Origin of the sequence: Caballeronia eucalypticola (genome assembly GCF_047608185.1) — a bacterium.
Lineage (GTDB): Bacteria > Pseudomonadota > Gammaproteobacteria > Burkholderiales > Burkholderiaceae > Caballeronia.
Window position 1 is genome coordinate 86,291 of the sequence record NZ_JBLKRU010000002.1, and the last position, 14,123, is coordinate 100,413.

The window sequence follows — 14,123 nt, forward strand, 5'->3', positions numbered from 1 at the left end:
CTAATCGAACAGGGTATTGAGCGCAGAAGCCGCTTCGCTGTCCACCGTGTTGTAGGTCACGGTCGCGGCTTCGAAAATATAGTGCGTGGTGTATTTGCCAAACCGCGTCAGGATTTCCTCCTGGATCACTTCAGGCGCGACATCGAGGCGCAAATACCAGGCAGTCGAAGAGAGTCGCGTCTGGAACGCGCCATACTCGGCCAGCAAGTGATCGAATGCTTCAGCGTCCTGATCGCGGCAGACAATGACCAGATTTCCCTTCATTCACCCCTCCTGATTCTTGATAACGGCAGATATCGAACTCGAAGATCGATAATACCTGCTGTCGTGCCGCCGCCGCACCCCGCCTTTCAGCCAACGTCGCGCCAAATTGCCGTTTTATCCATTGTTCAGTACGTGTCACGCCGTTTCAGACTGCCGTGGCATGGGCGGGCGCGTATCGGCCGGACGCACTTCGCTGCGGTCGCGTCCTCCCGATTTCGCCGCGTACAACGCCAGATCCGCGCGCTTGAGGAGATTTTCGGCGGTGTCGCCGTCGCTTAGTTCCGTGATGCCAATGCTGACGCTCAGCATGGTGTCGTCGGGGAGATAGGCGCAATGTTCCTGGTTGAAGCGCTTGCGCAGGCGTTCGAGAACCGTGTGGGCATCGGCGAGCGAGGTATGCGGAAGCAGCAGCCCAAATTCCTCACCGCCCAAGCGCCCGACGCCATCGCTCGCGCGCAATTGCTCCTCGCACATCCGCACGAAATGTTCGAGCGCACGGTCGCCGGTCGCGTGGCCGAAGCGGTCGTTCACCTGCTTGAAGTGGTCGAGATCGGCGATAGCAACCGACAGCGGCACGCCGCCCGAGCGGGCCAGACCGACTTCGCGGCGCAACGTATCGAGGAAATAACGTCGTGACAGCGCGCCGGTCAACGCGTCGTGGCGAGCTTCGGCCGACAGCAGCTCATTGGCCGACTGCAACTGGTTGGCCAGATGGCGCGTGGCCCGGTGCAAGCGCCGTTCGCGCAGATACGACACGGTGATCACGATCGCCAGCAGGCTCACGCCGAGCGCCGTCAGGAACACCAGCAGCCTGTCGCGACGCTGATTGCTCACGATTTCCGCCCAGTTCGGCAGCGGATGGACAATATGAGCGGCAAGCCCCGAGTTCAGGCCGGTGCGTTCATCGTAGAGAGAGGGTGAGCTGCTGTCCCCTGCGGAGAAAAACGAGCGCGCGAGCGAAGGCGGCAGCCAGGGCGCGTCTGCCCGCACGCGTTCTCCAATGTTCGTCAGCTGCAGCGTCCGGAAATCGACCCGCCGATACGCATCCAGCCGTTGCGCCCGCGACATCCGCAGCACGGGCGAATCCGGCAGTACGCGGTTTTCGAGCTGGCTTTCGTGAGCCATGACAATGACGCCGTTGCTGTCGGTGACGAACGTGCCCGGGCGCGATACCCAGTGGCGCAAGCGGTCCACACTGACTTTCGCGATCACCGCGCCCACCAGGAAGCCGTCGCGATACACCGGCGTGGCGATGAAAATGCCCGGATCGCCGCTCATTCTGCCGACCCCGTAAGTTTCGTTGAACGCGCCGAGCAGCGCTTTCTGGATATAGCCGCGCATGCGCATGTCGGTGCCAACGAAGCTGTTCGAGTCGAGGCCATTGCTCGACGCCACGCAAAACCCGTCGCTATTGACGACCCACACGTAGTCGAGACCCGTGAAGCCGCGGGCGTTGCGCAGGAAGTTGTCGAGTCTGGCGAGCGCCGGCGTGGCGAGCCACTTTGCTCGCCGCTCCGGTTCGGTTTGCTGGATTTCTTCGGCGGAACTGTGCGATTCGGCGAGCGCCAACTGGATCATGTCCATTTCGGCGATAGTGGCCGGAATCGCCCGGGACATGGCGAGGTCGCTGGCAATGATCTGCGCGGTATTGTCGACGATAGACGCTGCCATTTGCTGTTCCACGCGTACCGACGTGGTCACTTCTTGCTGTACCATTCGCTCCGACACCATCCCGGCGGCAACCCAGCACACGCATGCGAGCAACGCGAAGGCGAGCGTCGCGATGGCGCGGTGATAGGTTGTCTTGTTCATCGATCCTCTGGCCTGTCTGACTGTGGCGCGAGCCGGTGGCACAACCCGCGCAACGTGCATGTTATGAGTGTTTTACCGGCATGTGAGCATCTTACCGGGCGCAGCCGCGCGCACATCGGTAGTTCGCCCAAGTGTCGTGGCTGATGGCCGGGACCGGCATCAGCCGCACCTCATGCTTTTGTTCGTCCGTTCGTTGGTCCGGCGAGCATCCGCAGTCCCTTTTTTGGCCAGGTTCACGCCGGTTCTCTCATTCGGTCTGCGCCTCTGCGCCTCCAGGCCTCGATTGGACGACGTTTTCTCTCGGCCATCAAGTTGTTATCGGCGGGAGCGGGCGATTCTGAACAGCGTGTTTACCTCCGCCCTGGGGTCAGCCGTTTAGCTTATGCGCGGTGTTGAGGCCCGGGGCTTCAGAAACCACGCAACAGACCCGTCAACTGAGGTTGTGCGTGAAACAAAGGTTGGTGTAGTGTCGTGCGTTTCTGAAATGGTCAAGTTGTGTGTCGACGCGACGGTGGATGGGGCCGCAACCACGTCCGGTGGATGAGGGTAGGGTGGAGTATCCGCCCGGGAAATAACAACACAAGCAAGAACACAGGCAAGGACACAGCCGCCGGACGTTTGCCTCACGTGACGAAAAGCCTGCTGCAACGAGCCTCAACGGGAAAGGGCGTGGAATGGATTTTGGCTTTAACCTGACTCGAACGGCGAACGCATCGGCGTTGCGCCTGTTGCCTAATCGATGGGACTTCGTCGCGTTCCCGTTGATTATCTGCGTGCTCGCGCTCACCGTGGTCGGCTTCCACGAGACGATGGCGCCCATGTCGACGCTGCAAACCCAGGCCATCTCGCTCGACCCGGCGAACCTGCCCGAATACGCGCTTCGAACGACCTTGCGCATGCTGGCGGCCATGGTGGCGTCGCTGGTCTTCACGCTGATCTACGGCACGCTCGCGGCGAAGAGCCGGCGCGCGTCTGTCGTGCTCGTGCCGATACTGGACATTCTCCAGTCGGTGCCGGTGCTCGGTTATATCTCGTTCACGGTCACGTTTTTTCTCGCGTTGTTTCCGGGCCGCGTGTTCGGCGCCGAGCTGGCGGCAATCTTCGCCATTTTTACGAGTCAGGCGTGGAACATGACGTTCAGCTTCTATCAGTCGCTGCGCACCGTGCCGCGCGATCTCGATGAAGTCTCGCGCGGCTTTCACCTGACCAACTGGCAGCGCTTCTGGAAGCTCGAAGTACCGTTTTCGATGCCCGGCCTCATCTGGAACATGATGATGTCGATGTCGGGCGGCTGGTTCTTCGTGGTCGCGTCCGAAGCGATCGTGGTGGGTAACCGGACCATCGTGCTGCCGGGTATCGGCGCGTATCTGGCCACTGCCATTGGCGAGCGCAATCTCGGCGCGATCGGCTGGGTGATCCTGGCCATGACGGTCGTGATCCTGGCCTACGATCAGCTCATGTTCCGGCCGCTCGTTGCCTGGGCCGACAAATTTCGCATGGAAAACACGAGTTCGGGCAACGTGCCGGAGTCGTGGCTGCTCGACCTGATTCGCCGTACGCGCCTGATTCACCAGTTGCTGGTGCCGGCGGGCTGGATCATCGGCAAGATGGCGCGGGTGCCGCTGAAGCTGCCGTCGCTGCAAGGCCGCCTGCCGAAATTCCCGATGGGCGCGTTGGGCGGCTCAGCACCCGGCGCGCGCAGCAAGTCCCGCAATCCGTCCCGTGCCGGCGATATCGTGTGGGCGGTCATCGTCCTCGCGCTGACCGTGTTCCTGGTATGGAAGGTGACGCTGTTCGTGAGCAAGGGCGTCACGTGGGGCGAAGTCTGGCACGTCTTCTGGCTGGGCTTGATCACGTTGTTTCGCGTGATGGTGCTGATCGCGATTGCATCGGTGATCTGGGTTCCGGTTGGCGTCCTGATCGGCTTGCGGCCTGCCTTGGCCAGCAAGATCCAACCGCTCGCGCAGTTCCTGGCCGCGTTCCCGGCCAACCTGCTGTTCCCGGTGTTTGTCGTGGTGATCGTCAAGTTCAACCTGAACCCGGATATCTGGCTCTCGCCGCTGATCGTGCTCGGCACGCAGTGGTATATCCTTTTCAACGTGATTGCCGGAGCGACGTCGTATCCGAACGATTATCGTGAAGCGGCCACCAATTTCCAGATCAAAGGCTGGCAGTGGTGGCGCCAGGCCATCCTGCCGGGCATTTTCCCGTACTACGTGACGGGCGCGATCACCGCGTCGGGCGGGGCGTGGAATGCGAGCATCGTGGCGGAAGCGGTGTCGTGGGGAAATACGAAAATCGTGGCGCACGGGCTTGGCGCGTATATCGCGCAAAGCACGGCCGACGGCGATTATCCGAAAATCATTCTCGGTATTGCCGTGATGTCGCTGTTCGTCACACTCTTTAACCGGCTCTTGTGGCGGCCATTGTTCGCTTATTCCGAAGCGCGTTTGCGGCTGGACTGAAGCTGACGGCCGCACCATTAAATTCTTGTAATCAGCAACGCGCGAGCGCCTATGTCAACGCAGACGAATACGACACCCCAAACGCCGCCGATCCCGCCGCGCCGCGGCGAGGAAATCCTGCACGTCGAGAACGTGAGCCGCGGCTTCAACAAGACGCAGGGCGAACTGCTCGTGCTCGAAGATGTGAACCTGACGCTCAACGCAGGCGAGATCGTCGGATTGCTGGGCCGTTCGGGTTCCGGCAAGTCGACGCTGCTGCGGATCATCGCCGGATTGATCGAGCCAACCGGCGGCCAGGTCACCTATATGAACGAGCCGTTGCACGGCCCGGCAAAAGGCGTGGCCATGGTCTTCCAGACTTTCGCGCTGTTTCCGTGGCTAACGGTGTTGCAGAACGTGGAAGCGGGACTGGAGGCGCAAGGCGTGCCGGCGAAGGTGCGGCGTGAGCGCGCGCTGGCGGCAATCGACCTGATCGGCCTGGACGGTTTCGAGAACGCGTATCCGCGTGAGTTGTCGGGCGGCATGCGCCAGCGTGTGGGTTTTGCGCGCGCTTTGGTCGTCGACCCAACGTTGCTGCTCATGGACGAACCGTTCTCCGCACTCGACGTGCTGACCGCCGAAAACTTGCGTACCGACCTGCTAGACCTCTGGACGCAGGGGAAGATGCCGATCAAGTCGGTGCTGATCGTCACGCATAACATCGAGGAAGCGGTGTTCATGTGTGACCGGATCCTGGTGTTGTCGTCGAATCCGGGGCGCGTGATGGCCGAAATCCGCGTGCCGTTCAAACATCCTCGCAATCGGCTGGATCCGGCGTTCCGCCGCCTGGTCGACGATATCTACGCCAAGATGACCGCGCGTCAACTCGGCGAAGAGAAGAAGAAGGGCCTGGAACTGAGCAGTTGGCTGCCGCAGGTTTCGACCAACCTGATGGCGGGTTTGATCGAAACGCTTGCCGCCGATCCGTACCACGGCCGCGCCGACATGCCGGAAATCGCACGGTCGCTGCACCTGGAGGTCGACGATTTGTTTCCGGTGGCCGAAGTGCTGCAGCATCTGGGTTTCGCTGACGTGCGTGAAGGCGACATTTTCCTCACACCGCCGGCGCGCGTATTCGCCGAATTTGGAACGCAGGAACGCAAGATGATGTTCGCGGAGCATTTGCTGCGGCACGTGCCGCTCGCCGCGCGAATCAAGAAAGTGCTGAACGAGCGGCCGGGGCATCGTGCGCCACGCGTGCGCTTCGAACAGGAACTGGAAGATTTTCTCTCCGATAAAGCCGCCGAGGAAACGCTGGACGCGGTCATCAACTGGGGCCGTTACGGCGAGATTTTTTCGTACAACGACCAGACCGAGATTTTCAGCCTGGAAGACGTCGAGTCTTGATGCTCAGAGCATGAAGACAACTTGAAGCGCTGACTGGCGCAAAAAAACACGCAAAAAAAACGCGGCTGATCCGGAAACGGACACCGCGTTTTTTGCGTTCTGCGGGGCGTGTTTTAGTCATCGACGGGCGACTTCATTTTGCTTATCGGGCGTTTTCGCGGCGGCAAGAGCCGGATTGCCGACGGCCGTTAAAATGCTGGGCGCCGTTATTTCAAGCCACGCTGAAAGCCAGGCCCATTAAGGATCTTATCGATTCAATAAGGCCTTTTTGGAGCGTTTTCCGAAAGATTGCTTCAGCGTAAATCGTGCATTGCCCTTCGAGTCCCCTGCCTGGCCGTTCGCAAGCAGGCCGTCCCGCATGCGCTAAGCGCGAGCGGGCCAACGCTTCAGCCAACCTGAAACGTGGAGACAAGAAGATGCGCCGAACGCGCCTGTCGTTGCCGTCCTTACTGGCGTGCCGAACGCTCGGGCTATCTCGTTTGTCGATTGGCGTGGCGTGCCTGTTGCGCGCTCCGTCCGCGCTCGCCGTTTGCGACAACCTCGCGCCTGCGAGCGGGCAAACCGCCACGTGCAATGCCAATGCGCCGAATCCATCCACACAGCCCGTCGTGGCCGCCGGCGGCAGTACCGGTGTCACCGTTGTCGTGCTTCCGGGCGCGGGCATCAGCGTGAACAACAGCAGCGGTATCTCCATTCAGGATTCGAGCACCGTCCAGAACTTGGGCACGATTCAAACCACCGCCGACTCGTTCGATGGCATCACCTCCGAAGGAAGCGTATCCGGTTTCGGGCATAACTCAGTGACCAATGCCGGCTCGATTCATACATCTGGCGCGGCGTCGGAAGGCATCTATAACGGCTCGGCGGCGGTCACGATGGTGAATGCGGCGGGCGGGGTTATTGGCACGAGCGGGACGGGTTCGGCAGCCATGCTGGACTTCTCTGCAGCGGGCGGCGGCACGCTGACCAACCACGGCACGCTCACGACTTCCGGCGACGGTTCCTACGGCATGGCCGCCGAAACCTCCGGGGATGCGCTCGTCAACAACGGCACGATTACGACGTCCGGAGCAAGTTCTTATGGCCTTTTCGCGAACGGGAGCGGCGTTGGAACGACGGTGACCAACAACGGGTCCGTCGAGACATCCGGACCGAACGGGCACGGCATCGTCTCCCTTGATGCCACGCCAGGACTCATCACGAACAATGGTTCGATCGTGACGCATGGGCCGAGCGCGCTCGGCGCATATTTCGCGCATACGGTCAGCTTCGTCAACGCAGCCGGTGCGCGTATCGCCAGCGATCAAGACAACGGTATCGACGCCAACGGCGGTGGCACGTTCACCAACGCCGGGACGATCTCGGGCGGCAACGTGGGGATGTCGGCGGTTGGCGGCAACGCGCTGATCGTGAACAGCGGGGTGATCGAGGGCGGCGCGAATCCCGGCATCTCGACCACCGGCCCGTACGTCGTCACCATCACGAATACCGGCCAGATATCCGGCGGCGGCGTTGCTGTATGGACCGATACCGGCGTGAACACGTTCAACATGAACGGCGGCACGGTCACCGGACTGATCCGGCAAGGCACCGGCGTCAACACGTTTGTGATGCAGGCGGGGCAGGTCGATTCCGTCGATCAGGGCGGCCCGCAGCCGCGGTTTACGCTGAACGGCGGCCGCGTCACGGGCGGCCTGACGAACGGCGGCGCTGCCACGATTACCGGCGGGCGCATTGGCAGCGTGGCGCTGACGGCCGTCACCAATACCTTCACGATGTCCGGGGGGCAGGTCGATGCAAACGTGACGGCAGGCACCGGCGATACGGCGTTGACGCTATCGGGCGGGGCGATCGGCGGCGCGGTCACGCTCGGCAACGGCACGAACGCCATCACGGTCACGGGGGGATCGATTGCGCAGGGTCTTGCATCGGGCGACGGGGCCGCGACCTTCGGATGGCTGGGCGGCGGTGTAATCGGCGGGACGGTGTCATTCGGAGCGGGCGGCGTGGTGGCCACGTTGTCGAATTTGACCGACGCCAACCTCGCGGGGTTATCGGCGCTCGACGGGGGCACCGGGCAGAATTCCCTCACGTTCGACCATACTCAAATTAGCGGCCTAGGCCGTTTTACGAGTTGGGAAAGCATCGGCTTGACGAACGGCAGCCGGCTCTCACTCGATAATCGCGGCGTGTCGATGGGTGACGCGACCACGCAAACGGGCCTGTTCAATATCGATACGACCAGCACGCTGGGCTGGAACGGCGGAGGGCAATCTGCAATTGCGATGACTTTGCCGGGCGGTCTCGTGACCTTGAACAATGCGGGCACGATCGACCTGACCGGTGGCGCGGGTCCGGGCAACTCGCTGATGGTCAGCGGCAACTATGCCGGTCATGGAGGCCGATTGCTGCTGCAGAGCGTGCTCGGATCGGACAACTCGCCGAGCGGAAAACTGGTGATTTCGCAAGGTGCGGCGACGGGCAATACCGCGATCGGGATAACGAACGCGGGCGGCGCGGGCGCGCTGACGGTCGGCGCCGGGATCACGGTCGTTCAGACGGTTCAGGGCGGGACAACGGCGCCGACCGCGTTTTCACTGGCGAATCCGGTCAAGGCGGGAGCGTATTCGTACTTCCTGTTTCGAGGTGGAGTGGCGGCGGGGACGGAGGATAACTGGTATTTGCGGTCGAGCATCACGCCGCCGCCCGTCACGCCGCCGCCGGTGACGCCGCCGCCTGTTACGCCACCGCCTGTTACGCCACTGCCTGTTACGCCGCCGCCTGTTACGCCGCCACCCGTCACGCCACCGCCCGTGACGCCACCGCCCGTGACGCCGCCGCTTCTGGCCACCCCGACGCCGCTCTATCGAATCGAAGTACCGATCTATGCAGAAATTTCATCGCTTACGCGTGAACTTGGCGTGCAGCAGATCGGTACGTTCCACGACCGCGCGGGCGATCAATCGCAGTTGAACGAGACGGGCGCGCTGCCTGCAGCGTGGAGCCGTGTCTGGGGCAACCGGACGATTACCAGCAGCGGCACGGGCGTCGATCCGCATTTCAATGGTGCGATCGGGGGCATGCAAATCGGTCAGGATCTCTACGCCGATACCGCCGCGGACGGGCATCGGGACCACTATGGATTTCTGCTCGGCATGGCGCGTGCATCAGGCGATGTGAGCGGCTTCGCGCTCGGCGTGCCGGCCGTGCAGGCGGGCAGCCTGAGTATCGATGCCGGGAGCATCGGCGCTTACTGGACGCATATTGGCGCGGGAGGCTGGTACACCGATACCATCGTAATCGGCAGCGCGTTGACGATCAAGCCGTCGTCGAACGATGGCATCAGCCCGACCACGCATGGCCGGTCGATAGCGGGCTCCATCGAGGCCGGCTTGCCGTTTCCCTTGACCGCTGGCTTAAGTCTCGAACCGCAGGTGCAGGTGATCTGGCAACACGTGGCCATCGATGATCTCAACGACGGCATTTCGAACGTTACCTTCGCTGACCCCAACACCGTCGCGGCCCGCCTCGGCGTGCGGCTGACGGGGCGGATGCAAGCATTGGGCGCGACCTGGCAGCCGTATGCAGGCGTGAATCTCTGGCGCTACTTCAATGCCACGAGTCAGGTAACCTTCGACGGTACGACCGGCATCCCGGCGCAATCATCGTCGACGATTGCCGACATTGCAGCGGGGTTCGCCGTGAATCTGAGCGCACGCGGCAGCGTCTTCGTGAGCATGCATTACGCGATGAACGCCGGTGGCGCGCGCCGCGAGGCGGTAGGCGGGAACGCGGCCGTGCGCTGGCGCTGGTGAGCAACGGTGCGGAAATCGACCCGCCCCCCCGGCGGCTAACGACCTACTGCAGATTGCCCCAGCGCGCGACAGCCGGTTCCGCCGATGCCCACTTCCAGCCGCCGGTATCGTCATTACCCTTGCAGGCCTGCGCCAGGAACCAGTCCTCATGCGCGTCCGGCTTGTCGCCGTCCGCCACCGAGAACGCGAACTCGCGGCAGGTCGCCAGCGCGCTGGTGAACTCGCGCAACACGCGCACGTCGCCGTGGCCGTTCTCCACCGGCAGCGTGTGTTTCACTCGCCACGGTTTTGTATCGCCGATAGGAAGATCGCCCGCGGTCGTTGCAATGGCGATCTGCTGGTCACTGTGCAGGCGCTTCATCAGACGCTGGATGGCTTCGTCGGTGGCGGCCTGGACCGCAATACCCACGCCGAAACCGATGGCCGGATTGCTGGTCACCACGCCCGTGGACACGCCCGCCGCCGCGCCGGCTGCCGCACCGATCGACCCGCAGCCGCTGAGGAAGACGCAGCTCGCCGCCGCGCCGGCCGCAAGCATCAAACTGAGGCCGGGCTTCATTGCAGCGCACCCCAGCGCGGCGTAGCGGGTTCCGCCGACGCCCACTTCCAGATCTGACCATCACGACAGATCGACGCTACATAGAAACCGCTATCCGCCGGATGATCCTTGGTGGCATCGGTATCGACGGAGAATACGATTTCCTTGCAGTCGAGCGTCCCGGTACTGATGGTCCGGCTCACTGTCACGCGGCCTTTCTCGTCCGGCTCGATAGGCACGCTATGCACCGCGAACCACGGCGCCACGGCGCCAACGGCAAGCGGGCCGGCGGCCCCGGCGATCCTGTCTTGCGTATAGGTGTGCATCACGCGCTCGCTGTATTGCACGCCGGCTTTGGCGGCAGCAACGGCGCCAAGGCCAATGCCGGTTGCTACCGCTGCGTTGCGGGTCACGCTGCCCGCGATCGCGGCGCCTGCGACACCGGCGCCTGCGACGGCGCCTTCTCCGTACAGCGAGCTACAACCTGAAAGCGCGGAGCATGCGAGCGCTCCGACCAGAAGCGTTGCCAGTGCGACGACGTTGGGGGGACGCCGGTGAATCGATTTCTGCATGATGCTGTACCTTCCTCGCCTTTCTTTATTCTTTCGATAACGGCCACCGGCTTGCTTGTGCGGGCACTGAAGGAACACTAAGCAATCGGAGCGCCCGCGCATTTTGAAGTACGCAGCGAAATGAAGGGCAAAGAAATTTGCAAGAAATTGCAAATGCGGGGAACGTGGTGCAGTAAATGAAACTAACGCGTGACAATCGCAAGCTCGGATGGGGGGATGAAGGTTCGATGAAGTCGACGAGCTGCATGAGAGCTCATCGACTTACTCATCGACTTATTGAGGTAGGCAGAGCTAGCTGTCCGCGCCTGTGGAAGTTGACGAGTCGCCGTCGCCGCCTTCGTTCTCATACGTGCCGAGGCGGTTGTACAGCGTCTTGAGGCTCACGCCGAGCGCCTTGGCGGCGCGACGTTTATCGCCGCCACAATGCTTCAACGTACCGAGGATGATTTGCTTCTGGGCATCGGCGAGCGGCGTGCCGACCCACACGTTCATTGCATCACCTTGCGTGACTGGTTTTTTAACCCGCGATGCAAGATGCGGATGCGCGATCTCCACGGTCTTCTCAGCCAGGATGAACGCGCGATACACGGTGTTCTTCAACTCGCGTACATTGCCCGGCCACGAGTACGTGCGCAGCATGTCGAGCGCGCGCTTGCTGAAGGACTTGTTCGTCCCTTCTTGCGCATTCATCTCGGCGAGGAAGTGCTGCGCGAGAAATTCACGGTCGGTATCGCGTTCACGCAGAGGCGGCGCGCGCAGCGGAAACACAGCAAGCCGATACATCAAGTCCTCGCGCAAGCCGTTCTCCTTCACCGCCACGATCGGATCGCGATTGGTCGCTGCAATCACGCGGACATCGGAGTGAATCAGGTCATTGCCACCCACGCGAAAGAACGTGCCCGTCTCCAGCGCGCGGAGCAACTTGACTTGGCGAACCGGTGACATCTCGGTCACTTCATCGAGGAACAGCGTGCCGCCGTTGGCGTGCTCGAAGTATCCGAGGCGTCCCTGCACGGCACCCGTGAAGCTGCCTTTTTCGTGGCCGAAGAGTTCGGGTTCGATAAGGTTATCGGGGATCGCGCCGCAATTCACGGCGACGAACGGGGCTTCGCGGCGGGCGCTCTGATCGTGGATCGTGCGGGCAATCAGCTCCTTGCCCGTACCCGATTCGCCGATGATCAACGCGGTGGCATCGGTTGCGGCCACGCGTTCGATCTGCGAATAGAGTTCCATCATCACCGGCGATGAACCGTACAGAAGTCCGTACGATTTCAGCCCGGCAATTTCACCTGCGTTGCGTTTTTTCTGCGATGGCGTGTCGCCGGAGGCGACAGCCGGCGAGTCCAGATCGATTGACGCCATGAGTCTTTTGTCCTGCAAATGTTGTTCGGGCGACAGCACAGCCGCTGGGGAAAGACGAGGCGGCGCCGCAGGCCGGAGCGGTCACCGCCGATCGGTTGGCAGGCCCGTTGTGACTGCCGCTCAGGTGGGCGAAGCATCGTCGACAGGCATCTGTCCCGTCGTTTCGGCGCCAGCGCTTGCATGCGGGTTTATCTCATAAACCGTATTTAACCATCCGTGACGGCTTAGCGCCAATGTGCTTTGCATGGGCTTTGTCGTTTCGTGGTCCTTTATCCCGCAATCGGATGCGTGAATCTCCATATCAATTGGAAGCGCCACGGAAATAGCGCACCGTGAGCCGGAAAGCTTCACCGATAACGCTCAAATTACTGATGCCAACGTAATTGTTACGCGTTCGAATCGGGTCGAGGAATGGCGTGCTGACACGCTGTTCATGATCCTTGCCCCGACGCGATGCGCGTTGAGCGAGGTGGCATGAAATCTGCACATGGGGTGGCATCTGCAACACGAAAGGCCGGTTTCCGGCACGAAGCCATGGAAGATTCCCTTCATTTCGACATCCCAGTGCAATCGCGCGTGCGCCCTGTCCGGCGGGTTCGCGCGCCGCAGCGCGTGCCCGAGCGTCCGGAACTACTGGCGGCCGAACCAATCAACCTTTATCACTGGGCCGCCGTCGGACTGGTGACTGCGTTGATGTGCGTAGTCATGGCGTGTGCTGCCGGCACGCCGGCGCTTACGCGGGCCGCAAGTGTCACGAGTGTCGTGTTTGCCGCACTCAGTGGCGCACTTGTACTTGGCGCCATGCTTCGCGCGTTGCGGTTGCGACGTTTGGAGCATCTCGCGTCACTCACTTCGCGGGCTTCGTGATGGGGGCGCAAATGGAAACGGCAACGCAGATGCCAGGCCAGGCGGCTCATTTATCAGATGGTTCTGTCGTATCAGAGATCAATGGCACTAATGGCAAGGGGTTTCATAACATGAGTCAAACCACGGTCCAGATGTCCCTGGGCAAGCAAAAGATTATTGAAGACATCAAGGTCTTGCTGAACGATTCCGAAGAACTCGTGCGGCTCAGCGCATCATTGCCCGCAGAAGGTGTGGATGCGCTGCGTACGCGCTTGCGCGATCACGTCGATGCAGCGCGCAATGCGCTTGAATCAGCGCAATCCAGTGCGCAGGAGCGGTATCGCGCGAGTCTCGACGGCACAGTGCAATACACGCGCGACAACCCATGGCAGGCGCTGGGCATTGCTGCGGGCATCGGCTTTCTGGCAGGCATTCTGGTTTCGCGTTAATCGGCCAATCGGCCGAACATCGTCGACCGATTATCGCGATCAATTCATCGATAACCGCACATACCGCGAACTACCGCGGCAAACGGAGGAATCACAATGGCACGACCCAAACTCGGCCTGTTCAGTGCGTTATTCGCCTTAGGCGGCGTCCTCGCCTGGCGCTGGGCGCAAGCGCAACGCAATGCTTCAAGACGTGGTGCGCGTGAACTTCACCGCTGGGAAGGTGAGGGCGGCAAGGTCATCACGCCCGCAAGCGCCTCAACCGCTGCCCCTACGGCGCCGGTCAAGCCGTCGAACGGCGCGGGGAACGGCGTGCTCGGCGGCACCCCTGAAGCATGGCATTTTCCGCATAGCTGATTTTTTAGGCGCATCGGGACGGATTAGGTAGTTCATTGATCTATGTCAACGAGTGTGAACGCGTGACTGGAACATCAGGTCCCGGGCGCCTGAAACGGACTATTCGAAACGCACGCCCAGGCGTGCGTTTCATCTTGATAAAGCCTTATAATCGACTGAGCACAGTGATAAGTTCGCTATATGGCAATAATTGCGCGATGCAGTCAGGCGCCATTCGCGAAACCGGAAAGACTTTCATCTTTCGGCGTACTTGAGTT

11 protein-coding genes are annotated in these 14,123 nt (G+C 61.7%); 6 read left to right on the forward strand and 5 right to left on the reverse strand.

The genetic code is table 11. From position 1 onward, the window contains the following. Both ACMX25_RS02650 and ACMX25_RS02655 read right to left on the reverse strand, forming a co-directional pair. Complete coding sequence (locus tag ACMX25_RS02650; protein WP_414948010.1) at window positions 1–264, reverse strand: double-stranded DNA-specific endonuclease; 264 nt, start codon at window positions 262–264, stop codon at window positions 1–3. Between the two features lie 135 nt (window positions 265–399). Further along, window positions 400–2,076, reverse strand: coding sequence for a sensor domain-containing diguanylate cyclase (locus ACMX25_RS02655; protein ID WP_414948011.1), 1,677 nt, complete (start codon window positions 2,074–2,076; stop codon window positions 400–402). Window positions 2,077–2,750: 674 nt separating this feature from the next. Between ACMX25_RS02655 and ACMX25_RS02660 the strand changes: the two genes are divergently transcribed. The 3 genes from ACMX25_RS02660 to ACMX25_RS02670 all read left to right on the forward strand — a co-directional run bounded on the left by ACMX25_RS02660 (window position 2,751) and on the right by ACMX25_RS02670 (window position 9,742). Continuing rightward, a complete protein-coding gene (locus tag ACMX25_RS02660) occupies window positions 2,751–4,541 on the forward strand; it encodes an ABC transporter permease (protein WP_414948012.1) in 1,791 nt (596 codons plus the stop codon). 51 nt (window positions 4,542–4,592) lie between these two features. Beyond that, window positions 4,593–5,927, forward strand: coding sequence for an ABC transporter ATP-binding protein (locus ACMX25_RS02665; protein WP_414948013.1), 1,335 nt, complete (start codon window positions 4,593–4,595; stop codon window positions 5,925–5,927). Between the two features lie 416 nt (window positions 5,928–6,343). Further along, entirely contained in the window at window positions 6,344–9,742 is a 3,399-nt protein-coding gene (locus ACMX25_RS02670) for an autotransporter domain-containing protein (RefSeq protein ID WP_414948014.1), read from the forward strand. A 43-nt stretch (window positions 9,743–9,785) separates the two neighbouring features. Here the strand turns inward: ACMX25_RS02670 and ACMX25_RS02675 are convergent, their stop codons facing one another. The 3 genes from ACMX25_RS02675 to ACMX25_RS02685 form a co-directional block, all read right to left on the reverse strand. Then, complete coding sequence (locus ACMX25_RS02675) at window positions 9,786–10,301, reverse strand: hypothetical protein (protein ID WP_414948015.1); 516 nt, start codon at window positions 10,299–10,301, stop codon at window positions 9,786–9,788. Continuing rightward, the gene (locus ACMX25_RS02680) at window positions 10,298–10,852 is read right to left on the reverse strand and encodes a hypothetical protein (protein ID WP_414948016.1); all 555 of its coding nucleotides are present in this window, start codon (window positions 10,850–10,852) and stop codon (window positions 10,298–10,300) included. The genes ACMX25_RS02675 and ACMX25_RS02680 overlap by 4 nt, the downstream gene beginning before the upstream one ends. A gap of 291 nt (window positions 10,853–11,143) precedes the next feature. Next, complete coding sequence (locus tag ACMX25_RS02685; protein ID WP_299709579.1) at window positions 11,144–12,214, reverse strand: sigma-54 interaction domain-containing protein; 1,071 nt, start codon at window positions 12,212–12,214, stop codon at window positions 11,144–11,146. A 474-nt stretch (window positions 12,215–12,688) separates the two neighbouring features. On the opposite strand from ACMX25_RS02685, the gene ACMX25_RS02690 reads away from it, so the two are divergent. The 3 genes from ACMX25_RS02690 to ACMX25_RS02700 all read left to right on the forward strand — a co-directional run bounded on the left by ACMX25_RS02690 (window position 12,689) and on the right by ACMX25_RS02700 (window position 13,866). Further along, complete coding sequence (locus ACMX25_RS02690) at window positions 12,689–13,081, forward strand: hypothetical protein (RefSeq protein WP_414948017.1); 393 nt, start codon at window positions 12,689–12,691, stop codon at window positions 13,079–13,081. Window positions 13,082–13,191: 110 nt separating this feature from the next. After that, the gene (locus tag ACMX25_RS02695) at window positions 13,192–13,509 is read left to right on the forward strand and encodes an ElaB/YgaM/YqjD family protein (protein WP_414948018.1); all 318 of its coding nucleotides are present in this window, start codon (window positions 13,192–13,194) and stop codon (window positions 13,507–13,509) included. A 96-nt stretch (window positions 13,510–13,605) separates the two neighbouring features. Continuing rightward, window positions 13,606–13,866, forward strand: coding sequence for a hypothetical protein (locus tag ACMX25_RS02700; RefSeq protein ID WP_414948019.1), 261 nt, complete (start codon window positions 13,606–13,608; stop codon window positions 13,864–13,866). Window positions 13,867–14,123: the final 257 nt, after the last annotated feature.